The organism is Vibrio sp. 1F169 (genome assembly GCF_041439605.1).
Taxonomy (GTDB): domain Bacteria; phylum Pseudomonadota; class Gammaproteobacteria; order Enterobacterales; family Vibrionaceae; genus Vibrio; species Vibrio tasmaniensis_A.
Genome location: NZ_JBGOOI010000004.1, coordinates 113068 through 135769, shown reverse-complemented (window position 1 = coordinate 135769; position 22702 = coordinate 113068). Strand labels below are relative to the sequence as shown.

General features: G+C 44.2%; 20 protein-coding genes. 9 read left to right on the top strand and 11 right to left on the bottom strand.

Annotated features, from left to right (window positions below; all coding sequences use genetic code 11):
- Positions 1-282: 282 nt before the first annotated feature.
- On the top strand, positions 283-2169 hold the full coding sequence (locus ACED53_RS03125) for a methyl-accepting chemotaxis protein (protein WP_029223812.1): 1887 nt from the start codon (positions 283-285) through the stop codon (positions 2167-2169).
- Positions 2170-2275: 106 nt separating this feature from the next.
- Here the strand turns inward: ACED53_RS03125 and ACED53_RS03120 are convergent, their stop codons facing one another.
- Positions 2276-2677 (bottom strand): ACT domain-containing protein, encoded by a 402-nt coding sequence (locus tag ACED53_RS03120; RefSeq protein WP_017099731.1) that lies wholly within the window; start codon positions 2675-2677, stop codon positions 2276-2278.
- Positions 2678-2804: 127 nt separating this feature from the next.
- Here ACED53_RS03120 and ACED53_RS03115 point away from each other — a divergent pair, with 127 nt between their 5' ends.
- From ACED53_RS03115 to ACED53_RS03105, 3 genes are all read left to right on the top strand, one after another.
- Positions 2805-2957, top strand: coding sequence for a hypothetical protein (locus ACED53_RS03115; protein ID WP_017099730.1), 153 nt, complete (start codon positions 2805-2807; stop codon positions 2955-2957).
- Between the two features lie 351 nt (positions 2958-3308).
- On the top strand, positions 3309-4124 hold the full coding sequence (locus ACED53_RS03110) for a TauD/TfdA family dioxygenase (RefSeq protein ID WP_017099729.1): 816 nt from the start codon (positions 3309-3311) through the stop codon (positions 4122-4124).
- A 271-nt stretch (positions 4125-4395) separates the two neighbouring features.
- On the top strand, positions 4396-6444 hold the full coding sequence (locus tag ACED53_RS03105) for a response regulator (RefSeq protein ID WP_017099728.1): 2049 nt from the start codon (positions 4396-4398) through the stop codon (positions 6442-6444).
- A gap of 177 nt (positions 6445-6621) precedes the next feature.
- Here the strand turns inward: ACED53_RS03105 and cqsA are convergent, their stop codons facing one another.
- Both cqsA and ACED53_RS03095 read right to left on the bottom strand, forming a co-directional pair.
- Positions 6622-7803 (bottom strand): alpha-hydroxyketone-type quorum-sensing autoinducer synthase, encoded by a 1182-nt coding sequence (gene cqsA / locus ACED53_RS03100; protein ID WP_017099727.1) that lies wholly within the window; start codon positions 7801-7803, stop codon positions 6622-6624.
- 313 nt (positions 7804-8116) lie between these two features.
- Positions 8117-9499 (bottom strand): PLP-dependent aminotransferase family protein, encoded by a 1383-nt coding sequence (locus ACED53_RS03095; RefSeq protein ID WP_017099726.1) that lies wholly within the window; start codon positions 9497-9499, stop codon positions 8117-8119.
- A 104-nt stretch (positions 9500-9603) separates the two neighbouring features.
- Here ACED53_RS03095 and ACED53_RS03090 point away from each other — a divergent pair, with 104 nt between their 5' ends.
- Both ACED53_RS03090 and ihfA read left to right on the top strand, forming a co-directional pair.
- The gene (locus tag ACED53_RS03090) at positions 9604-10497 is read left to right on the top strand and encodes an EamA family transporter (protein ID WP_029225334.1); all 894 of its coding nucleotides are present in this window, start codon (positions 9604-9606) and stop codon (positions 10495-10497) included.
- Between the two features lie 468 nt (positions 10498-10965).
- A complete protein-coding gene (gene ihfA / locus ACED53_RS03085) occupies positions 10966-11262 on the top strand; it encodes an integration host factor subunit alpha (RefSeq protein WP_004734853.1) in 297 nt (98 codons plus the stop codon).
- Positions 11263-11575: 313 nt separating this feature from the next.
- Here ihfA and ACED53_RS03080 read toward each other — a convergent pair whose 3' ends face one another.
- Complete coding sequence (locus tag ACED53_RS03080; protein WP_017099725.1) at positions 11576-12355, bottom strand: RelA/SpoT domain-containing protein; 780 nt, start codon at positions 12353-12355, stop codon at positions 11576-11578.
- Positions 12356-12678: 323 nt separating this feature from the next.
- On the opposite strand from ACED53_RS03080, the gene ACED53_RS03075 reads away from it, so the two are divergent.
- Entirely contained in the window at positions 12679-13332 is a 654-nt protein-coding gene (locus ACED53_RS03075) for a thiopurine S-methyltransferase (protein WP_017099724.1), read from the top strand.
- Between the two features lie 131 nt (positions 13333-13463).
- Here the strand turns inward: ACED53_RS03075 and purT are convergent, their stop codons facing one another.
- The 7 genes from purT to ACED53_RS03040 form a co-directional block, all read right to left on the bottom strand.
- Positions 13464-14639, bottom strand: coding sequence for a formate-dependent phosphoribosylglycinamide formyltransferase (gene purT, locus ACED53_RS03070; RefSeq protein WP_017099723.1), 1176 nt, complete (start codon positions 14637-14639; stop codon positions 13464-13466).
- Positions 14640-14806: 167 nt separating this feature from the next.
- A complete protein-coding gene (gene cdd, locus ACED53_RS03065; RefSeq protein ID WP_017099722.1) occupies positions 14807-15694 on the bottom strand; it encodes a cytidine deaminase in 888 nt (295 codons plus the stop codon).
- Positions 15695-15979: 285 nt separating this feature from the next.
- Complete coding sequence (locus ACED53_RS03060) at positions 15980-16657, bottom strand: LrgB family protein (protein WP_017099721.1); 678 nt, start codon at positions 16655-16657, stop codon at positions 15980-15982.
- Between the two features lie 2 nt (positions 16658-16659).
- Positions 16660-17031, bottom strand: coding sequence for a CidA/LrgA family protein (locus ACED53_RS03055; protein ID WP_004734867.1), 372 nt, complete (start codon positions 17029-17031; stop codon positions 16660-16662).
- 25 nt (positions 17032-17056) lie between these two features.
- Positions 17057-18481 carry an exodeoxyribonuclease I gene (sbcB, locus tag ACED53_RS03050; RefSeq protein ID WP_017099720.1) on the bottom strand — a complete coding sequence of 475 codons (1425 nt, stop codon included), beginning with the start codon at positions 18479-18481 and terminating at the stop codon, positions 17057-17059.
- Between the two features lie 206 nt (positions 18482-18687).
- A complete protein-coding gene (locus tag ACED53_RS03045) occupies positions 18688-19536 on the bottom strand; it encodes a sterol desaturase family protein (RefSeq protein ID WP_017099719.1) in 849 nt (282 codons plus the stop codon).
- A 106-nt stretch (positions 19537-19642) separates the two neighbouring features.
- A complete protein-coding gene (locus ACED53_RS03040) occupies positions 19643-20656 on the bottom strand; it encodes a DUF2804 domain-containing protein (protein WP_017099718.1) in 1014 nt (337 codons plus the stop codon).
- 169 nt (positions 20657-20825) lie between these two features.
- On the opposite strand from ACED53_RS03040, the gene ACED53_RS03035 reads away from it, so the two are divergent.
- Positions 20826-21869 carry an AraC family transcriptional regulator gene (locus tag ACED53_RS03035; protein WP_017099717.1) on the top strand — a complete coding sequence of 348 codons (1044 nt, stop codon included), beginning with the start codon at positions 20826-20828 and terminating at the stop codon, positions 21867-21869.
- 192 nt (positions 21870-22061) lie between these two features.
- Positions 22062-22583 (top strand): DUF2058 domain-containing protein, encoded by a 522-nt coding sequence (locus ACED53_RS03030; protein WP_012604134.1) that lies wholly within the window; start codon positions 22062-22064, stop codon positions 22581-22583.
- The last annotated feature ends 119 nt before the right edge of the window (positions 22584-22702 follow it).

Genomic DNA, 22702 nt, shown 5'->3' with positions numbered 1-22702 from the left:
TTATGTGTTGGGTCCTTTTCTATTTTTCGTCTAGTTAACAACGCTATGTTGAGCGTATTTAACTTAATTATCCTCCAACAGGCCGTTCGGTATAATTTCTCATGCAATCAATAATTTACTTGGTGAATGTCTCGCTATGCGTGCCCCTACTCACATATATTGCTGATATTAACCTTGGATGGTTTATTAATTTATTTTAAAGCGTAAAATAAATGGTGCTTGCAAACTGTGTTGGTGACAAATTTGTCACCGCGGTTTTTACTTCCAAATTATAGGTTTCCTATGTTCAAGAAACTCTCGCTTAAAAATAAGCTGGCGATCTCTGCTAGCATGGCCATTATCCTGGGGGGGATTTTGGTCGAGGTATTGTCTTTTCGTGCTTCATTGCAACGGTTGGATATTGAAGTTGAACAGCGCTTAGAAGGTGCGTCAGCTTCTTACAATCAATATGTATCGGATTGGATCTTATCCAAAGAGCGTGCGCTTACTTCACTTTCGAAGGAGTCACAACAAGAAAGCTTGGTCACTCACCTGAAGCAGGTTCGTGATTCAGGCTCGTTTGATAATGTGTTCTTAGCGTTCCCTGATGGCTCGCAAAAAAATGCGAATGGCGTAGTGTTGCCACCGGGCAATGATGATCCACGCGTATGGGGTTGGTACACCAATGCGGTTGCGAACCCAAGTAAGGTGTTCATGGATAACCCAACGGTTGCCGCGGCAACTGGGGCGAACGTTGTGTCGTTGGGTACTGCAATGCAACTGCATGGCCAGCAGGTCGTTTTAGGTGCTGATGTAGAAATTACCGACATTCTAAACAGCCTTGAAAAAGTGATTCTTCCAGGCGAAGGCTACATGTTTATCGCGACCAACAAAGGCACGGTTTACACGCACGCTGATACAAAGTTGCTGAATGAGAACATTAGCTCGCTAGGGCTAGATTTTTCTGATGTACAGAAGGCACTGACTAGCGGTAAAGACACGGCTATCGAGTTAAATGGCAGCGACTATGTTCTGTACGCACGTGCGATTGATGGTACAAGCCTGATTACTATCAGTGTTGTTAATCATGACTCTTTGGTTGCACCGTTATTTGATGCGGTGATCGGTCAAGTGTTGGTGACACTGTTGGTTGTGATTGTATGTACCATATTGTTTAACCTGCTGTGTACTATTCTGTTCCGTCCGTTGAACCATGTGTCTCAAGCATTGGCGCAGATCGCTAATGGTAGTGGTGATTTAACTCAGCGTATTCATGTTGAGAACCAAGATGAAGTAGGAGAACTAGCACAGAACTTCAACACTTTTGTAGGAAGTTTACAGCAGTTGATTGGTCATATTCGTGGGCAATCAGAGCAGCTTAACAGCCAGTCAGAGAAAAGTACTCAGCGAGCGAATCGTTCGGTGGATGAGCTTAATCATCAACAGCAAGAGATCACCATGGTGGCGACGGCTGTAACGGAAATGGCGAGTGCAACGCAAGAGATTGCATCGCATGCTGAGCAAACAGCAAAAGCGGCACAAGACTCTGCGACAAGCACTAATAGCGGTCACGCCCTGGTTGTCGATACCAAAGGTTCTATCAATAACCTTGCCAATGAAGTGAATGAAGCAGGTAATGTGATCAGTGAGCTAAACAAGCATGCTCAAGAGATTTCGACGGTACTTGCTACGATTCAAGGTATTGCAGAGCAAACTAACTTGCTTGCTTTGAATGCTGCGATTGAAGCGGCGCGTGCTGGTGAACAAGGTCGTGGTTTTGCTGTAGTTGCAGATGAAGTACGTGTGCTTTCTCAACGAACTCACTCTTCAACAGAAGAGATAAAGTCAACGATTGATGTTTTACAACGCACAACGGCTCAAGCGGTTGATCTTATGGAGAGCAGCTCGAAACTGGCAATACATTCCGTCGAAGATGCCGACCGAGCTTCACATGCGCTAGAAGAGATCAACACAGCGGTGGCTTTGATTAGTGATATGGCGACTCAAATTGCTACCGCAGCAGAAGAGCAAACGCACGTGACGGGTGAAATTACTCAGAACATTACGACCATTAAAGATGTTACGGACCACTTAGTTGTGGGCGCACAGGACAGCTTAACTGAGTCGAACGAACTTAAGAGCCAAGCCGCTGGTTTAAGTGACAAAGTGGCGACTTTTAAGCTTGCTTAACTGTGTCACTCACTGATGCCTGATCAGTGAGTGATTGTTAAGCAATAAGTCAAAGCGACGTAGATTACGTCGCTTTTTTTGTATTTGTGAGTAATCAAATTATTTATTAATCAGTTTCTGAAAACTCTTTCAGCGCACTCATTGCAGCTTCTGCTTTCTCTTTCTGAACGAAGATATGGTCATGGTAATAACCAGCAATTACGTTGGCGCTAATGCCGTATGAACCTAGCTTGGTGGCAAAAGCCGCTGTTAATCCAACCGCTTCAAGACTCGAGTGGACCGATAAAGTTATCAGGCTAAATACACCGTCGAAGTCTAACTGAGCTTTGATCGCAACGCCTTCTTCAAGAACCAGTGTTAAACTTTCCTTTTCACGAAAGGTCGCGATTGGTTCGAGTTGAACATAATCTCCCAATCCCCCGTCTACAGTACAAAAAACATAATCACCTTCAATGATCTCTGGTGACATGGACTTTAGCAGAATGTCTAAATCGGTAATGGCGGTCATCGTCTTTTTCCCTGCGTAATTGCGTTTGTTTATGGTGTTGTATAATGCAGCCAAGATAGAATTTAGTTTTGCATAAGTAAAATTAATAATACTTATTCCACATCAGTATCGTTAATGTCGAGCTTGCTTGCATCTTGCAGATATTGAAAACGCACTGGTAAGCACAAGCAATCCAACGTCTGTTGATATCTGTGATTACATGAAGAAAGCATACCCACAACTCAAGGCAACAGAAGGCGATCTAGAACTGGGTGCCAAAGTGCTAAGTGCTAAGTGGTGAGATGGAGTGGGACTAAACTCATTATCTCTGTTGTGTTTTAGAAAAGCCTGGAGATTGTGTTACATTTAAGTTGATACACAACTGGAGATATCGATGATCTGGCTTTCAGTGAAAGTACTACAGATTGGACTTGTCTATGGATACAGGAAGTATCAAAAAACGAAAAGAGCTCCTATGTAGGGGCTCTTTTTTTTAGATGGCCTTGTTCTTATTAAAGTGAGACTTTCTTTTGGAACGTACAGTGTTGAAAGAAATGTTGTATTTGTCCGGTTTAATAACAGGCTATTCCTCTCAGTCTCAGTCTCAGTCTCAGTCTCCAACTCAACTTAGAGAAAACCAAAAAGAAAAAGTATGGCGAAAATAGAACAAGTTACCCCTCATATCGGTGCGCGAATCCATGGAGTCGATCTCGCCACATGCAGTGTGACTGAGCTCGATGAGGTTTATCAGGCGCTGATTACCCATCAAGTCATCTTCCTAGGTGATCAAGTACTCTCACCAGAACAACACTTGATGATTGCAGAGCGATTTGGACAGCTCGAGCCTGCGCATCCCTTCTTTCCTCGCGTCGAAAGCGCACCTCAGGTGAGTGTCATCGAAACAACCCGTGGTAATGCACCCATGGAAAGCTATTGGCATACGGATCTAACCTGGCGCAAAGTGCCATCGAAAGCTTCTTTGTTGCATGCTCAACATATTCCAAGCACCGGTGGGGATACGATTTGGTGTTCGATGACGGCGGTTTTCGAGTCATTAGATGAAGACATGAAAGCAAAGCTGAGAGGGTTGTCTGCGACTCATTCGCTGGTGGCTTTCGAGGGAGTTGAGTCAGATCAGATAGAGCTTGATTGGCACAAATCACTACTTAAAACCGCGCAGAAAAATCCACCTGTAATCCATCCTGTTGTTCAGAGCCATCCGGAAACCGGTAAAGAAACACTTTATATCAATGAACAGTTTACTCGTTATATCAACGAGCTCGACCGACAAGATAGTGATGTTTTACTTTACCAACTGTTTGAAATTGCACGACGCCCTGAGTTTCAAGTCCGTTTCAAATGGGACAAGGGATCAATGGCTATTTGGGACAATAGGGTAACGCAACATTACGCGGTGATTGATTACGGCGATACTCCAAGAAAGATGCATCGCGTTACAGTGACATAATGCAAACGAAGAGGCGCAGCACTTGCTAAGGCGCGTTATTGGTGTAGGCGTGAGCGTATAAATCTGAATCACTTAGGGATGTTGTCTGAGTTAAAGTATGAAACCGAGACTTTATTCATCTAAGTCATAATAAAATCAAAAGCGTTGATACATATTTGATTGAAAGCTCACTGCTCTGAGGTGATGTGTAATATACTCAGCGGAAAACATAAGAACCAACATCAAATTTTAGACTTTGTAAACGTTAGGGCTTAGTAAATAAAGTATTTGTATGAACGCGATTCGTAAAGTTTATCAGTACGCAGAACCTAACCTAACCCTTGTGGGTTGGATGGGCTTTGTCGGTTTCCCTGCTTACTACATTGTATGGGAATTCTTGTTTCCGCAACCCTATGAAAATTTAGCCGTGCGTCTGTTTTGCTCGGTATTGTTCCTTGGGATTGTTGTTCGTAATCGTATTCCATTTGATTGGCGAAAGTACCTTCCGGCTTATTATCAAGTCGCTATTACCCTCTGCTTACCGTGTTTTTTCTTTTACATGCTGCTGATGAATAACTGGTCCAACGTATGGGTTATGTCTTTCATGTCGGCTATTTTCCTCCATATTCTATTAGTTCACGTCACTCGAGTGATGTTTGCACAAACCTTCGCCGGGATAGGGATTGCTACCTTGTGTGCATGGGTGGCACAAGGCTTCTACCTCGAACTCACAATGGATTGGACGCATGTGCCAATCTTCTTATTTATCTATTTGTTCGGTAACTTATTTTACTTCCGTAATCAGGTGGAACATGAGAATAAGGTGTCATTGGCGAAATCTTTTGGGGCCGGTATCGCGCATGAGATGAGAAACCCACTAAGTGGTTTACTGACTTCTATTGATGTTATGCAGTCCATATTGCCGAATCCGAAAAGTGGTGGCCACCAAGGGCAATACGCTTTGAGCAATGAAGAAGTTATACAGTTACGTGAAGTGGGTGATGAAGCGATGGAGATTATTCACTCAGGTAACGAGACGATTGATCTTCTATTGACTTCAATTGATGAAAACCGAGTATCTCGTTCTACGTTCAAGAAACATTCAGCTCAAGCGGTGGTTGAAGGGGCGATAGATAGCTTTAACTATAAGCGCTCAGCTGATAAATCAGCGATCTCTTTAGATGTACAAAGCAACTTTGATTTCTTGGGCAGTGATACCTTGTTGAAGTACGTGATGTATAACTTGTTCAAGAACGCATTCCATCATCGCAGCCCTGAAGATTTTCATATTCATGTCACCATGTGCAGTGATGACGTGACCAATCAAATTATGGTTACCGATAACGGAGCTGGTATTTCAAACGATGTCATTCGACGTATTTTCCAGGATTTTTACACCACCGGCCAATCAGGTAACTACGGCTTAGGTTTGCCATTTTGTCAGAAAGTAATGCGGTCGTTTGGTGGAGAGATTAAGTGTAAGTCTGAGGTGGAACAGTGGACGCAGTTCACGATGACTTTTCCATCTTTGACTTCTCACTCTGTGAACGAAATTAAGAGTGAGCTCACTAAGCTAAAGACAGTGTTGATTGTGAGTGACCAGAAAGTACTCTCTGATAAAATTACTGAGACATCACGTTTTATGGGGTTTGACCTCACCGTATTAGACGTTGTATCAGCACTTAAAAATAAGGAATATCAATTTGAGTTCGACTTGATTTTCGTTGATATGGAGAGCTTAGATTTAAGAGCCAATTACCTCGATAGAATTGAATCTTTACTATCGTTCACTGAAGCGAGAATCATCTATTTGTATGAGCATCACCCCATTAAGCGTGTTCGTAACGTTGCTTTTGAACCGATTTGGGTGGAAACACAAGTTTGGCTACTGAATACCAAAGCCACCATCGAGCGCTTACTTTTCGATTCCAATTACGTGTTGCCGTCGGTTGCTGTGAAACCACTAGAGGCGACTAATAAACGTACGATAATGGTGGTGGATGACAACGAATCTTTGCGCCGTTTTACCGCAATGTTATTGGAAAAACAGGGCTTTGACGTTGTACAGAAAGAAGATGGCCAACAAGCGTTAGATGCTTTGGATACCGAGGATGTTGATTTGATTCTGATGGATATCGAGATGCCAATTATGGATGGTATTGAAGCTTCTCGTCGAATCCGAAGTGCAGCCAAAGAATACTCTACAGTGCCGATTATTGCTCACACAGGCGACAGTTCCCCAGTGACATTGGAAAAAATGGAATCGTCAGGCATGTCAGATTTTATTGTGAAGCCAGCAGATAAAACCCGACTGTTCGATAAAATTGCACACTGGATTTGATTTGTTGTACCGTCCGGTTATCCAGCTGAACTAGATGAATAGATGAATAGATGAATAGATGAATAGATGAACACAAGAAAGAGCTCAGCAATTCGCTGGGCTCTTTTTGTATCGCGACATGATAGCGTCTATTCAGTCCTGCCGTTTGTGTTAGTTATAGAATTGGTGTGTACAGAGTTATACGAACTCTAACTCTGGGTGATGGTACGCTTCGTGACAAACTGTGAGCACATGGTCAATGTCTCGTGGTGTCATATCGGCATTCACTGAAAATCGGATGATGTTCTTGTTCTTGCCCGTAGCGGGGCGGCAGAACACCGCACCGAACACATTCCGTTCTTCAAGGAAGTCGCGCACTCGCTCTGTATTTCTCTCATTGCCGCACTCTAACGCAACAATTTGAGACTCGCTGCGGATATTAAAGCCAATTCGTTTTAGACCCGTAGTCAGCGATTTAGCACGCAGGAACAGAGCTTGTCGTTTATCATCTGCACTTTTGATTACCTCTAATGTTTTCTCTAAACGGACCACCTCTTGTGGTAACACGGTCGAGCTGAAAATCGCGGGATAAGCAACAAACGGTAAGGTTTCTGAAAGCAGTTTTGGCCCAAGGATCGCGCCTGCACGATAAGCAAAGGTTTTAGCCAAACTTACGGTGATGAAGTCGACTTGGTTTGTAAGGCCCAATGCGTGAACTATGCCGGCACCATTTTCCCCATGCGTGCCCAATGAATGCGATTCATCAACGACGACGGCACAATCAAACTCCTGCGCCATTTCGTAGATGTCGCGTAGTGGGGCGATGGTCCCAATGGTACTGTAAACCGAATCGACCACAATAACGCCTGAGCCGTGGCGCTCTAACTGTTTACGCAGGTGATTCATATTGTTATGCATAAACGGGTGGGCGATGCCGCCAGCGGCACGAATGCCTTCCCATAGCGACATATGGGCAAAAAAGTCGATATACACCGATGTGTCCGGCGGGCAGATGGTTTGTAATAGTCCTATATTGGCCGCCCAACCTGACTGAGAAAGCAAACAGCTCTCCATTCCGACATAGTTCGCGAGCTCGGTTTCAAACGCAGGTTTTGACTCTTCATCTTGTAAAAAAATTGCAGACATCACTACGTTGTCATCGTGTTCAATAATCGCTGCTTGATGGGCGTCTTGGATCGGTTTGTTGTGTGACAGTGCTAAGTAATCATTGCTCTGCATCACGACGGCATTGCGCTGAGGTCGTTTACCCAATACCAAGTGCTTTTGGCTTTGGTTCTGGGTAATGAGGTCTTGAATATAGAAATTCAAGCGTTCTTCGATAAAGGAAGGTAGTGGTTTGTTTCTTGTTGTATCACTCATAATTATTCTCTTCAAATACGGGAAAACGCCAGCGCCGGCGGTTGTATATTGAAGTTAAAAAGTGATGTGTCATTAGTCAGTTTGCATAATTTTGTATGTGCTAGCAAACTCAGTATTTAAAGGTATCGAAGCGAGTCATTTTCCTTACGGTGCGGGGCTTTAACCTAGATCAGATAGGAATGATAGCCTTCTTTTTTATGATAAAAGGCTATTAAAATTCGGTGTTCTAATGACCATGAAAAAGTCGATTCTGAAAAGCTTTGATGTCCTAGCTGCGTATTATAAACTGGCACGTATTAAGAACTGGAACGTATTAGCTATGAACGTGAATCAGTTCGATTAAGTCGTTCAATTCCTGCTTGGCTTTTCCCTCTAACGAGTAACCAATATTGATGCGTAAGCAATTGCTGTAAAGGTCATGAGTGCTAAACAGGTGCCCAGGCCTGATATCAATGTTGTGGTCGGCAACTGCCTGAGCAAAGCTTGATTGGTTCAAATTTGGTATTTGTAGCCAAAGTACCATGCCACCTTGTGGGTTACTTATCTTTACTCCTTGAGGAAGGTGCTGAGCCAAATAACTTAGGTATTGCTGGCGCAAAGAGAGAAGCTGAGTACACCTTCTTCTAACGTGTTTTGCGTATTGACCAGATTCGATAAAGTCAGCAACTGCAAGCTGAGTGGGTAGGGCGACGCCATAGCTTGCAGCAGAAAACTGAGCCTTGTATTCGTTAATGAACCTCCCTGGTAAGCACCATCCTAATCGGTAACTCGGTGACAAGCTTTTCGATATTGAACCACACCATAGTACATAGCCGCCTTTGTCGTAGTATTTCGCGGGGAGTGGAGTGTGTGAGGAATAAGAAAGTTCCAGATACACATCATCTTCAATGATCGGTACTTGATAGTGATTCGCTAATTCAGCAAGCTTTTGTTTTTGACTAGCCGACATGTTGATCCCTTGAGGGTTCATATGAGAGGTACAAAAAATCGCGGCATCCACTCGTTTATTCTTCAAATGTGCTTCTAATTGTTGCAAGTCGATACCGTCATCTAGAGATGGGATCTCGATGATTTGTCGCGACATCTTTCCGAGCAACTCCAGAATGCCGTTGAAACAAGGTGAACTAATCGCGATGGTGTCGCCTTCTTTGGTGCACGATTCAAGTGCAGCCTTAATCGCAGACATACAGCCTGCCGTAATCACCATCTCTTCAGGTGAAAAGTGTACATCGAGCTTGGCAAAGTGAGTGGATAATGCCTGACTTAACATTGGCTCACCTTGTGTATCTGGGTAATGGTTTAGCCTGCTGCTCATACGCCGAATAGCGCGGCGAAAACTGCGTTCCAGTTCAACAATCGACTGTTCATCATTGGCGGTGCTAGACACCCCTAAAGGTCCATTGATTGAGCTGTGAGTTGATGAGGTTAGCTTGACGCTCGACACTTTACTTTCAAACTGTGCCCACTCTGGGGTTGAATGAGCAGGTTTATGAGGAGAAACAAAATACCCTGCTTGCGGTCGAGAGTGTATCCAGCCTTGTGATTCCAGTTCTTGGTAGCAGCTCACCACGGTCGACATGCTGATGGCTTGTTGTTTAGCTAATTGACGCAGCGAAGGCATGCGTCCACCTTCGGGTCTTTTCCCCGTTTCAATCTCATCAATAAACTGATTGGCTAGCTTTCTGTAGATGCTCATGGTCACGACCGTTGTTAACTGTACTGGTTTTTATTGTAAATAATTGTATCTGTACTGGTTTTATTGATCAAGGGATACTCATTCAAAACAAAGGAGGGGTAAGTATGAAAAGAAATGATTTGTTGTTAGCGGTGTTCGTGATGGCAATTTGGGGATTCAATTTCTCGATGATCAAAATGGGTGTAACCAATGTTCATCCGTTGTTGGCAACCGCCGCGCGTTTCTCGCTAGCGGTGATTCCGGTGATATTTTTTGTAGCAAGACCGAATGTCGCGTGGCGTTATTTAGTTAGTTATGGCTTTGTGTTTGGTGTGGGCATCTGGGGCATGGCTTCATGGTCAATCACCGCTGGGCTCTCATCGGGGCTTTCGTCGGTGTTGCTTTCAACCAATGTGCTAATTGGTATGGCGGTTGGCGTGTGGGTTTTCAAAGAAAGTGCGTCGGTTCGCAAGTTAATGGGTGCGATGTTAGCCATGTGCGCGTTGGCGGTGCTGGTTTCCGCAGCAACGGGCAATGTCACTGTTAATGGCGTGATTCTTATTATGGTCGCAGCGTGTAGTTGGACGTTAATGGGCGTGATTGTTAAAGCGTCTAAAACCACTCAGGCTTTTGCGTTTAACGTGTGGGGCATGCTATTTGCGCCAGTTCCATTAGTGTTGTTTGCGGTGATGCTGCACGGTGACCAAATTATTTGGCAGGCGATAGAACAATGGGATTGGAACGCAACGATTGCTGTGTTGTTTCAGGCTTACCCAACCACGCTATTCGGTTACTGGGTGTGGAATAAACTGTTAATTCAATATCCGTTAAGCACGACAGCGCCGTTAACCTTGCTAGTACCTATATTCGCATTGATCAGTGGTTACTTTATGTATGACGAGGTGCTATCAGTCGCTCAAGTTGTGGCATCTGTACTGTTTCTAGTCGGTATAGGTTTGATAGTGAAGCCTGCTAAGACAACCGTAAGACCTCTTAGGGAAATAAAGACGATTGATTGAGCATTTTCTAAAAACACAGCAGAATAGCATTGTCGAAAGGATTGACTAATTCGAATTAAATTCTGAAATGATACAAATATCATATTTAATAATGGTTACTTAGTAACCTCTGTTGAGTTTGATATCAAATCAAGTGGCTGATTTTATTGGGTATAGGATAGAGGTCTCAAAAATTATCTTTTAGAACACTAAAGTTTTAAATTCTTATTATGTTGGGTTTTGTGGGATATAATATCACATCGTACCTGTTGGTTAGGTGTTTTTTAGCTATATATGTGACTTTACAAGGGAGTTATCTTCCTGATTTGAAAGAATAATTAAATTGATGAGATAAAAAAGTTGGCGAAAATCAGAAGCTTGGCATACACTTTCCTTGTAAATGACCTTATCTCATTGATTGAATAGGGTAAATGCTTTGGCGCTACTGAAGATGGTAGCAATGTATAACATAGCTTTGAGGAAAGTTTTATGGCACTCACTAAAGCCGATTTGGCTGAGAACCTGTTTGAAACACTCGGATACAGCAAGCGGGATGCCAAGGAAACGGTTGAAGTGTTTTTCGAAGAAGTTCGTAAGGCACTTGAAAATGGCGAACAGGTAAAACTGTCTGGTTTTGGTAACTTTGATCTTCGTGAGAAAAACGAGCGACCTGGTCGTAACCCGAAAACTGGTGAAGACATTCCAATTTCTGCTCGACGTGTTGTTACTTTTAGACCGGGACAAAAACTGAAGGCCCGAGTCGAAAATATTAAAATCGAGAAGTAGCCAAGCAATAGACCACGCCTAGCGTGGTCTTTTTGTATCTACGTCTTATGCATCATTTGCTGACTGTCTTGTCACTAGTTTCTCTTAGTGGTATCACCTGACTCTCTTTTCTTAGCTACCCTTCTCGTTAATCACCCTTCTCGTTAACTACTAATAGTGACATCCCTATATTTTGCTTTCTGATAGTAATGAACTAATGAACTAATGAACTAATGAACTAATGAAAGCAACGCGAGAGCACTAATAAAAAGAAAGGGCTGCGATTATGCAGCCCTTTGTCGTTCTTGTTTATGGTAAGCGTTTATGCCAGTGGTTATGCCGCTTTAATGTGCGTGGTAATGTACGGTTGCCATGCTTGTTGGTAAAGCTCTAAAGATTGGCGTCTTAGGCTATTGATTTGTGCCGCTTCGATATCGTTGATTGGGCGATGTTCTGCAATTGCGTGACGCTCAATGCCTTGGATGATTTCGTAGAGTTCGTGCTCAGGGCCACTTTTCACATCAGCAATCGCTTTTAAGTGAAGTTGAACCTCTGCAATGATGTTGGTTTTAGGCAAACGAACCAACAAGTTAAGGTCACGGTAACCAGAGTCAGCTGGCGATTTAAACTTGTTTTTCAGCTTAACAACGTCTGCTTCACGGCTTAGCGCTTCGTAAACTTCAACCAAGCTTTCTACATCGTTCGCGATGATAGTTGCTCGGGCTAAGTCTGTAATTTTTGTTACGTCACCATCAAGCTCAAGAGCGATTTTTTCTTCTGCACGAGCTTGAGATTTAACGCCAGCAAAGAGCGCTTCAGAGTTGGTGAGTAGGGCAGTACTTTTACAGATAGTTTCTAGTTCAGCTTGGCCTTGATGCGCTTTGCTGTACAGAATATCGAAGTCGGTGTAAGGCTGAGTAGGACGTGAGTCGAATGCTTTTATGCCATACAAGCCGCTTAGACTATGGCGGAATACATTTGATGAAACTTGGTTTTGCGATGACGCTGTACGCGATTGATCTGTTGAACTTGTTGAAACAGGTGTTGCTGCGAATGCAGGCGCTCGGCTCAATACCAGAAGCATTAGGGCCGTCGTACGGAGAAATACACTCATTCAAACTCCAAAATACAAGGTTACAAAAACGGGTAGTCAAAAGGGGTAACCAGTAACGCAAAAGAGTAAAAACAGCTTAACTTAACTCACTACATATTAAATGGGGCTAGTTAAGACCGAAACCAACTCTAACGTTTAATATTGCTTTAAAATGTGAAGATATAGACAAATAATCCAACCGTTAGTTCCGCAATTATTAGAACTTTGAACTTAGCCAGTTTCTGATTTCATCGAAACCAATTTGGTACTTTAAACCAAGCTAAGGTTGCTCTTACCTCTCTATACTGTACCCTTGCATTATGACTGTTTAACATGAACGAAAGATGAATAATCCTGAATTTTGGCACAATAAATGGGCAGCCAACCAAATTGGTTTCCACCTCGAAGATGTAAACCCACTTCTGATTAAATTTTGGGAAAAGACTGAGCCTAGCTACGAGAAGAGTGTGTTTGTTCCACTTTGTGGCAAAAGTGAAGATCTGATTTGGCTAGCTTCAAAGCATGAAGATGTTCAAGGTGTCGAGTTAAGTCAGATTGCGGTTCGCGCATTTTTTGCAGAGCACCTTTACACCCCGACTGTGACTCAAATCAGTGGTCAGCACGAGCTGTATCAATTCGATGAACTGAACATCTACACGGGCGATTACTTCTCAGCGCCAATCCAGCCTGTCGATACCATTTACGATCGCGCGTCTTTAGTCGCATTGCCTGAAGAGATGCGAATGCAGTATGTAGAGCGTTTGAAACAACGACTGAAACCGGGTGGTAAGATCCTTCTAGTGACTCTGGATTACGACCAAAGCGAGATGGCAGGGCCTCCGTTTAGCGTACCTAAACTAGAGATTGGTCAGTTGTTCGCGGGATACAAAATCACATTGTTGAATCAAGATATTGCAGACGATGAACATCCGAAGATTGCCAAAAAAGGCTTGTCTCGATTCAGTGAAGAAGTGTACTTGATTGAGTCAGACGCTTAAGCGCAGTGAGCTCTCTAGCGAAAAGACCGCTTCAATAAAAAAGATAACACCAACAAAAAGACGGGCTCGATAGCCCGTCTTTTTTGTTGTTCAGATTTGAAGTCGTGATTGTTCAGAATTTGAATAGCTGGTTAGTAAATTACTTTTACTTTAGAAGCACTCTCAATTGCATCTTCAATCGCAGTCTCAGTGCTGTTGCGACGAGTAAGCGCCACACCTAGACGACGGCGGCCATCGATATCAGGTTTACCAAACAAGCGAACTTGCGTTTGTGGTGCGTCTAGCGCCTCTGTAAGACCTTCAAAACGAATGTTAGTTGAAGTGCCTTGGCCTAGAATAACCGCTGATGCACACGAACCGTATTGCGTGATGGATTTGATCGGCATACCGGTAAACGCGCGTACGTGCAGTGCGAATTCCGATGAGTCTTGAGACATAAGAGTCACTAAGCCAGTATCGTGTGGGCGAGGGGATACTTCGTTGAAGATAACGTGATCGCCTTTGACAAACAGCTCTACGCCGAAGATACCGTGACCACCTAATGCGTTAACCACTTGTTCAGCGGTGTATTGCGCTGTTTTGAGTGCGTTGTCTGACATGCCTTGTGGCTGCCATGATTCACGGTAATCACCATCTTCTTGGCGGTGACCGATAGGCGCACAGAAGTGTACACCGTCGACTGCGCGAACGGTAAGTAGCGTAATTTCGTAATCAAAGTCGATGAAGCCTTCAACGATCACACGACCTGCGCCAGTACGGCCGCCTTCTTGTGCGTAGTCCCAAGACTTTTGAATGTCTTCCTCTGTTTTGATAACGCTTTGGCCTTTACCTGAAGAGCTCATTACTGGCTTAACAACGCAAGGCATGCCCACGAATTCAACAGCGGCAGCGAAGTCTTCAAAGGTGTCTGCAAAGCGGTAAGGAGAAGTGCTCAGTTTTAGCTCTTCTGCAGCTAGGCGACGGATACCTTCGCGGTTCATCGTTAGCTTAGTCGCATTTGCAGTGGGAACGACATTTAAGCCTTGCGCTTCCAGCTCTACCAACTTGCTGGTGGCAATAGCTTCAATTTCAGGAACCACATAATCTGGTTTTTCAAGTTCAATGACTGCTTGCAGTGCATCGCCGTCTAACATGTCTAATACATGACTACGATGTGCAACTTGCATTGCGGGTGCGTCTGCGTAACGGTCACATGCAATAACTTCCAAGCCTAAACGTTGGCACTCGATAGCAACTTCTTTGCCGAGTTCACCTGAACCTAATAGAAGTACACGAGTAGCATTTTCACGAGTAGCAGTACCAAACATAGAAATTCCTTCCGATCTTTTGAGCGATTGATTGAAAACGGGGTGATCATACTTATTTCAATGATAAAAGCAAACGTTTGCGCAAGTTGTTGCGTTAATTGCAGCTATAAAAAAAGCAGCCCCGTTAAATAGGGCTGCTTATTTAAAATTTTGTTAATCAGATGTACTTAGATTGCTAAGTAAGTCACTGGAATGTCAGGATTAATCGCTTCTAATGTAGATTGCGTATCCGCTAGGTGACTGATGCTACCTTCGGCGATTTCAACCAAAGCTGCACTTTCAATTTGTTCAAAATCGAAGCCAGCTAGTTTAAGTTGAATCAACGCCACTTGCAGAGGAGGTAAGCTCGGGTTGAACGCTGCGTTTTCAGCGTAAGCACCAGTGAAAACCTCACCCGACGTCAATTGCAGTGAAACACCACTTAGGTTTTTGGTGTAAGGAGCATGGCTGCGGTTTAGTGCTGCTAGCGCTTCTACAACAATAGGCGTTGTTTCTTCAGTCGTGTGTTTATGATCAAGCTTAGTCATTAGGCCAGTCGTCACACCTAAATCAGCAGGGCCGAACGAGTCTGGTAGGTACTCTTGCAGAGACATTTCATCACGTTGTGGAAGCTGAACTTTAAGTTCTTTTGCTGTGGTCAGTTCGTTCATGAATTGACGACAGTGACCACAAGGGCTGAAGTTGATGGTGATATCAGAAATACCTTGTTCGCCTTTCATCCAAGCGTGGCTGATTGCAGATTGCTCAGCGTGTACTGTTTGGCCAAGTTGAGCACCAGCGATTTCAAGGTTTGCACCAAAATACAGAGTGCCAGACAAACCACGCACGATTGCACCAACATAGAATTCAGATAGCGGCGCGTAAGAATACGCAGCGGCAAAAGGAAGTAGCGCAATACGTAGCTCGTCATCCGCTAAACCACTTGCTTGCAGGAGGCTAGCAAATTGTTCTGGAGACAATGTCGCGTCAAAGTTGTCTGCTAATACGATGTCACTCAAAAGTGCTTTGATTGCTGTTGGAGCACTTTCCAGCGCCAGGGTAGTACGACTGTTCATGTTGAATCCTTATTTGACCTTAGGCTTTAATTTTATGCAATGTGTAGGAATTTTCTGTGATAGCGATCACTATTGTATTGTTGTTGTTACATTGGTTTGCATAATTAGAGTGAGGTCACAGATGAAATCGATTGCAAGCGCAAAAACCATCGTTGATATCGCACTTATTGGCTTAAACAGGACGCGACTTGGCTGCTATTGCTGAATAAATGCGAATAAAAAGCCCAAGCAGGCACTGAAATCAACAGTATTCTGGTTGGGCTGAATCGTGTGGTGAGGTTTTAGTTAAGAATAGAACCAAACCACGAGCGAAAATATACTCGGTGCTATGATTGAGGTGATAACCCCACAAAGAACCAATGCCAACGAACTGAATGCAGCATCTTCCTGATTCTTTTCAGCACAGGTCGCAGTACCTAAAGCATGAGACACGGTACCCATGGTTAAACCTCGGGCAATAGGGCTCTTAATACCAATGAGGTTGTAGATTGGATAAGCAAAAATTGCCCCAAATAGACCAACAATCAATACCAGTATTGCCGCAATCGCTGCTTCACCACCTAAATGGCTCGATACTTCCATCGCAATTGGTGTGGTGACTGACTTACCTAATAAACTCGCAATCAAACTTAAGTCTGCTTTAAAAGCCACAGCGATCAATGCTGTCGTTGTCATCGACATCACACTGCCTAGTGTGCAAGCAAAGGTGATGATGCGCCAGTTGGCTCTGATTTGAGGTAGCTGTTCATAAAGCGGATAAGCAAGGGCAACTACCGCGGGCTGCAGCATGTAGGTAATCCAAGTGTTGTCAGCATAGTAAGTCTCAAACGGTACTCTAAAGAACGTGAGAATCGGAATGATGATACCAATGCTGATCAGTAGGGGATTACAAAGCGGCGAGTTTACTTTTTGACTTACCCAGCGAGCAAATAGGAATACCACGATGGTGAGTAGAATCCACATGATCAGTTACCTCTCGAAAGCAAGCGGTCTAAGAACCATGATAAGGACACCAACACCAGTAATGTGCCACCAACGGCGCTCGCCATAATTGGCAATGCGTTCGCGATAAGCATGTCGAAATGATCCATCAACCCAACACTGATCGGAACAAACAGTAAGATCATTAGGCGGATAATCAAGCTTGCACCGGGTTGTACCCAGTGCGAAGGAACAATACCAATCACCATGGCGGCAAACAGAATCAACATGCCAAAAATACTGCCTGGGATTGAGGTATCCAAAAAGTGCTGTAACGCGTTACCTGCTGTAAGTGCACCTATGATTAAGGTGAAGGAGATTAAGCAGTAAACCAGTTGGATCAATCTTTCTTTCAAAGTGTTACGTCTCTTGATAATGGAATTAGCTAGCTAACTTTTCTACGTATTGATAAACCGCCTTCAAGATAGCCATTTTCTTCTCGTCGCTTTCATGTTCGTGCGCGAGGTTTTCAAGGTTGAGCATGTACTCTTCTAAACGGCACTCATAAAACTCACGACAATGGTTCGCCCATTTTAATTGTTCAGCTTCGTCGAGCGTCCATGGGAAGTTACGCGCACGGTAACGGAACAGTAACGGTTTAATACGTTCGTCACTGAAGGTGATATCCAAAGCTGCCAAGTTGTTCGGGTCAGTTTCACGAATGATGTTCATCGCTGTTTTATCAGCAGGTGAAAAGAAACCGTCGTAAAGGTGTGTATCAACATCATCACTCTTTTCGTACTCGCGCTCTTGTGAGTACAGGCCGATCAGTTTTTCGCGGATCTCTGGATGTTCGCGCAGCAGTGCCAAGTTCTTCAAGCATTGTTGGCGATCGATACCGATGGTTTCGGCATTTTCAGCCGTCAGCGTTTTGGCTGGAGCGAGAATAGGGCATTTGTTCAGTTGAACCAATTTGATGGGTACGGGTAACTCGTCTTCACCCAGTTCACTGAGTTTGGTATAGAGCCTTTCTCTGAGTTCATCAGCGTCCAGTTCTAACAGTGGGCTTGGATCTTTGGCTAAATCAACCACGATAACGGCATTTTGATTGGTTGGGTGCCAAGCCATAGGCACAATCCAGCTGGTGTAGTTGCAGTCACGGCCAAACATGCCAGAAACGTGCATCAATGGTGTCATGTTTACGATATCAACCAGATCATTCAGCTTACGCTTATGACGCATGTTGTAAAGGTAATCGAACATCTTAGGTTGCGCAGCTTTCAGCTTCTTCGCTAACTCGATGGTCGCAATAACATCGGCCATCGCATCGTGCGCGTTCTCGTGTTCAATGCCATTTGCCACCGATAGGTGTTCCAGTTTGAAGCTTGGGTAACCTTCTTCGTTCTCTGGCCAAACAATGCCTTCAGGACGCAGTGCGTGAACAGCGCGCATTACATCTAACAGATCCCAACGTGAGTTGCCGTTCTGCCAGCTCCACGCATATGGGTCGATGAAGTTTCGGTAACAGGTGTAACGCGTTACTTCATCATCGAATCGAATACTGTTATAGCCAAGGCTTGTTGTGTTTGGTTTGGCTAACTCAGCATGGATCTTAGCGATAAACTCTGGTTCAGGGAGACCTTGTGAAGCCGCTTTCTGTGGTGTGATACGGGTGATCAACGCAGCTTCAGGTGCAGGGAGGTAATCAGCAGGAGGTTGGCAATAGATAACCAGAGGCTCTCCAATAACATTGAAATCTTGGTCGGTACGAACACCTGCAAATTGACTCGGACGGTCTTTTGCTGGGCTCACGCCCCACGTTTCGTAATCGAAAAAGAAGTAGGTCGGCTGATTATCTGAACTCATTGAATTTCCTGAACAGCAAGCGCGGAACGTTTACTGTGGCTGAAGGTTAGTTTTGTTCAGTATCTGATAGTATGCGGTACGCGTGCAACCCAGATCATAAATAAATTGTCGGAAAACGGTGCTTTACTATTCAATCGAGTCGGTGGGGATGTCTTTGAATCCAGTTGAGGCGGTATCTTAGTTAATACAATCTGTCTATCGTCCGTTTAATCCGATGGGGGTGAGAGTATCAACTGGACTTTCTGTTTAATGGTTAGCTCTCGGTTTCTCAAATCTTTGAATATAGCCTTCCATTCTTGAAAGGTGACGATTATAGGGTTAAAACTGTTTACTGGTTTAGTGACGCCGTAACGTGCGGTTTCAACTTCCGGTTCGAACGTACCAAACAATTTATCCCAAATGATCAAAACGCCGGCGTAGTTCTTATCTATGTATTGCGGGTTTTTGCCGTGATGCACTCGATGATGTGAAGGGGTGTTGAAGATGTATTCCAGTGGCCCCAAGCTTCGTATCCATTGTGTATGGACGAAGAACTGCAAACCTAGGTTGAGAAGGACCACAAAGATCACCCATTTAGGGTCGAAACCTATGATGACGAGCGGCACCCAGAACAGCCACATCCCAGCAAGTGGATACATAAAACTCTGACGGAAAGCCGTACTGAAGTTCATGCTTTCTGAACTGTGGTGCGCGACGTGCGCGGCCCACATCCAGCGAACACGATGGCTTGCTCTATGGAACCAGTAATAGCAAAAGTCTTGTAATACCATCAATACAACAAAACTCAGTACGCCCATTTCAACGTCCATTAAGCGCCAACCAAACAGCCAAAGAAACAACTGCACGACCAATAACCCGGAGAGCAAATCCGAGAGTTGATGCATTCCCGCAAGCGTGAAGTTACACATCACTTCTGAAAGTTTATAGCTGGAGTTATCTGGCAGTCGACCTTGCTTCTGACCGATAAAATACTCAGCCGCCATGCACACCATGAATAAGGGCGCTAATACCAGCAGTAGCCATTCTGGGTGATTGATTAATGCGTCGATATTCATGTTTTATCCTTGTATTCATGTTTTATCCTTGTTGAGACGCCATACGCGTTCTTAGTATCAAGTTTACTTAGACTTACTCGCCTGAGATTCAATCAGCAGAATTACGCTACCAGCGAGCGAAGTGATCTTCTGTTAGGCCAAGAACACCATCGAGTTGATGTGTCACTCCATTGTTGTCTTCAATCGAGCCAGAAAAGTGACCAATGAACTGACGAAAGTTACTCTTTAACAGCCATGAATTGAGCCTTTCGCTGCGGTTATTTAAGGGCGTAAAGGTCAGGTTTATACGTCCATCTTGTGATGTTATCTGCCAAGGCAAGTTCGTGTCTTGGCGACTGAACGTAAACTGTACCGGGTTAAGCAAGTGTCTGGTTCCATTGACCCATAACACGTTTTCGCAGCCTCCGGTTTCATTCACGCCCGCCGCGAGGTTTAGGCCAATATCTGTGCCATTGGATTGCGTGTTGATGCTTGCCCAGCGCCAACTGGTTTCACGTCTCATGTAACCCGCTGAAAAGTCATAACCAGCACGAGCTTGTTCGAGAACGAGTGATTCTCCCTTGATTTGGATGTCACCGCTGATGCGCAAAGCATTGTGCTTTTGGGTGTAAGTCCAACCTGAATAACCCGTTGGGCTGCACATCGCCAAGGGCAAGCTGTCGGCTTTAGGCTCTAAAGCGATATCGGCCTTGATGAGTTTGGTATTCAATCGAACTTGCCATTGCCCGCCTTCAATATTAAAGATGATGCTTTGGCCTGCAATGTTTGTCGTGCCGTCAAATGGCGAAGCGGTAACTTGTTTATCAAACCCTAATGGCCTCAACCAAGATGACTCTTCTAGATGGTTGTTTTCAATATCGTACAGATAACAAAATGCCGAGCCTAAGTAGCGAATATCCGCGATAGCGACACCAATAATGTGCGTGTCGGTGACGATGCTGACAAATTGAAATTGCTTGTAGTGGAAGTGCTTCTGCCAAAGGTTTGCTTTTGCATCCATCGAGTTTCGGTAGTCAAAGTTCTCGATGTTCAGGTGCTTTGGGATGCCATCGAAATGTCCAATGATCGGCTGACCATTAGAATCAATCAAACTGTGTGGAGCAGGATTCGTTTTTATCATTGCGATAGTTCACATAAATTTAACAACTAAAGCCATTGTGCGATGAGTAGCGTAGAATTGGGAGGTCATATTCGGACAAGAGCGCGTTACCAATCACGATTTTGTCAGTAGTGTTGTTGAAGCTGAGTAGTCATGTTGATGGGAATGGGCTCGATATAAGGAGAGACGATTGGAGATTATCGCGGAGTATAAGCCGACCGGACATCGGCATCAATTGGGTACATTAGATATCGCGCTGCTGTTGAATACGTTAGAGCAACGAGGTCTCGATATTGAAAGGCTACTCAATGATGTGGGTTTGCCGAACATGGATTGGCGAGACCCGAATGGAAAGCTGACTTACGCTGACAAACTTTCGTTATTTAGCGCGGCGAATCAGAGCTTTCCTCACGATGGCTTAGGGCTTTGGCTGGGGGAACACGCTAGCTTGAGCCACTTTGGTGTGTTGGGTTATGCGCTATCGACAAGTCAAAATGTCGGGGAGGCCATCAAGTCGGGCTTTAAATATCTGCGCCTGAACGGTCCTATTTTCTCGGTTAAATTATTTCTAGATTCCGAGCAAGCAGTGATTCAGATTGAGAACACCTTGGAAGTGGGCGATCTCCTACCTTTCTGCAGTGAGTATTTCTTGAGTTCAATCGTCTCTTTGTTCGAAGAACTGACTGGTCATGAGTTGGATATTCATACTTTGGCTTTGCCTTATGCTCGCCCTAATTACACCAAGCTTTATGACGAGCGTTTCCAGTGCCCGGTGATTTTTGAACAAAACTATTGTGAACTGCGTTTTGATGTCTCCGTTTTATCACAAACTTTATTGACTCATGATGCCGCGACCCTGAAGCGCTATCTCGCGTCTTGCCAGTCGATAGTGGAAACGCTGGACTCTGAGCACCTGCTGACTAACCAGATCAAAACGATCTTTTATCAAACCGCAGGCAGTTTCCCGAATATAGAACAACTCGCGGATGAGTTTGGTTGTAGCTCTCGTACACTCAGGCGAGAGCTAGTGACCCATGATTCCAGTTATCAAATATTGCTTACCGAAGTTAGAGTGGAACTGGCCAAAGAGCTGTTACTCGGCACAACCATGAGCATTGATGACATAGGTGAAAGGCTCGGTTATAGCGACCCTGCAAATTTCAGAAGGGCGTTTAAAGGGTGGCTCAATAAAACGCCCGCGCAGTTTCGTGGCAGATTGAGTGCGTCTGGGTAATTGGCTCGATGTGCGTATAAACGGTATTTCGTGGAAAAGTGGAGGTTGTGAGCAACAAGAAGGGAATATGGACACAGCTTAGATCTATCAGCACAAATTTTGCGATTGTTCTGTAATTTACTCTTGTTCAGTAAACAGAAACCTTAAAAACAGGTATGATAGTGCCGTTTTTAATCCTGAACTGGGAAAGTCATGGCAAAGTTAACACTCCAAGAGCAAATGCTTAAAGCTGGCTTGGTAAATGAGAAAAAATTAAAGAAGGCGAAGAAAGGCTCTAAAAAGTCTCGCGTTCAGTCTCGTGAAGCAAAAGCGGCAGCAGAAGAAACTAAACTGGCGCAGCAAGCGAAAGACAAAGAGTTAAACCAACAGTTGAAAGAACAGCAGTTGAGCAAAGAAATTAAAGCTCAAGTGAAGCAACTGATTGAGATGAACAAGATCGAACAGAAGAACGGTGAGATCAAATACAACTTCACCGACGGTACGCTAGTTAAATACCTTTACGTAGAAGAGCTGACTCAAAAGCAACTAAGTAAAGGCATTCTAAGTATCGCGCGTCAAGGCGAAAGCTATGTAGTTATCCCTACTGCGGTAGCGAACAAGATCGCGATGCGTGACGAAGAGTCTATCGTTGATACTCAAGCTTCAAGCTCAGATGAAGTAGACGAAGATGACCCGTACAAAGACTTCGTGATCCCAGATGATCTAATGTGGTAATTGCCCGTTAGTACTGAGTAGAAGCACGAATTAAAAATGCAGCTGACAATCCTTCGATTGTGGCTGCATTTTTTTGTTTATGAGCTGTGAATCTTCTAGATACTAAATGACCACTAGCT

Bases quoted from the DNA above. Each gene is read 5' to 3' on its own strand.
- ACED53_RS03125 (WP_029223812.1), top strand. From the start codon at position 283: ATGTTCAAGAAACTCTCGCTTAAAAATAAGCTGGCGATCTCTGCTAGC.
- ACED53_RS03120 (WP_017099731.1), bottom strand. From the start codon at position 2,677: ATGACCGCCATTACCGATTTAGACATTCTGCTAAAGTCCATGTCACCA.
- ACED53_RS03110 (WP_017099729.1), top strand. From the start codon at position 3,309: ATGGCGAAAATAGAACAAGTTACCCCTCATATCGGTGCGCGAATCCAT.
- ACED53_RS03105 (WP_017099728.1), top strand. From the start codon at position 4,396: ATGAACGCGATTCGTAAAGTTTATCAGTACGCAGAACCTAACCTAACC.
- cqsA (WP_017099727.1), bottom strand. From the start codon at position 7,803: ATGAGTGATACAACAAGAAACAAACCACTACCTTCCTTTATCGAAGAA.
- ACED53_RS03095 (WP_017099726.1), bottom strand. From the start codon at position 9,499: ATGAGCATCTACAGAAAGCTAGCCAATCAGTTTATTGATGAGATTGAA.
- ACED53_RS03090 (WP_029225334.1), top strand. From the start codon at position 9,604: ATGAAAAGAAATGATTTGTTGTTAGCGGTGTTCGTGATGGCAATTTGG.
- ihfA (WP_004734853.1), top strand. From the start codon at position 10,966: ATGGCACTCACTAAAGCCGATTTGGCTGAGAACCTGTTTGAAACACTC.
- ACED53_RS03080 (WP_017099725.1), bottom strand. From the start codon at position 12,355: ATGAGTGTATTTCTCCGTACGACGGCCCTAATGCTTCTGGTATTGAGC.
- ACED53_RS03075 (WP_017099724.1), top strand. From the start codon at position 12,679: ATGAATAATCCTGAATTTTGGCACAATAAATGGGCAGCCAACCAAATT.
- purT (WP_017099723.1), bottom strand. From the start codon at position 14,639: ATGTTTGGTACTGCTACTCGTGAAAATGCTACTCGTGTACTTCTATTA.
- cdd (WP_017099722.1), bottom strand. From the start codon at position 15,694: ATGAACAGTCGTACTACCCTGGCGCTGGAAAGTGCTCCAACAGCAATC.
- ACED53_RS03060 (WP_017099721.1), bottom strand. From the start codon at position 16,657: ATGTGGATTCTACTCACCATCGTGGTATTCCTATTTGCTCGCTGGGTA.
- sbcB (WP_017099720.1), bottom strand. From the start codon at position 18,481: ATGAGTTCAGATAATCAGCCGACCTACTTCTTTTTCGATTACGAAACG.
- ACED53_RS03045 (WP_017099719.1), bottom strand. From the start codon at position 19,536: ATGAATATCGACGCATTAATCAATCACCCAGAATGGCTACTGCTGGTA.
- ACED53_RS03040 (WP_017099718.1), bottom strand. From the start codon at position 20,656: ATGATAAAAACGAATCCTGCTCCACACAGTTTGATTGATTCTAATGGT.
- ACED53_RS03030 (WP_012604134.1), top strand. From the start codon at position 22,062: ATGGCAAAGTTAACACTCCAAGAGCAAATGCTTAAAGCTGGCTTGGTA.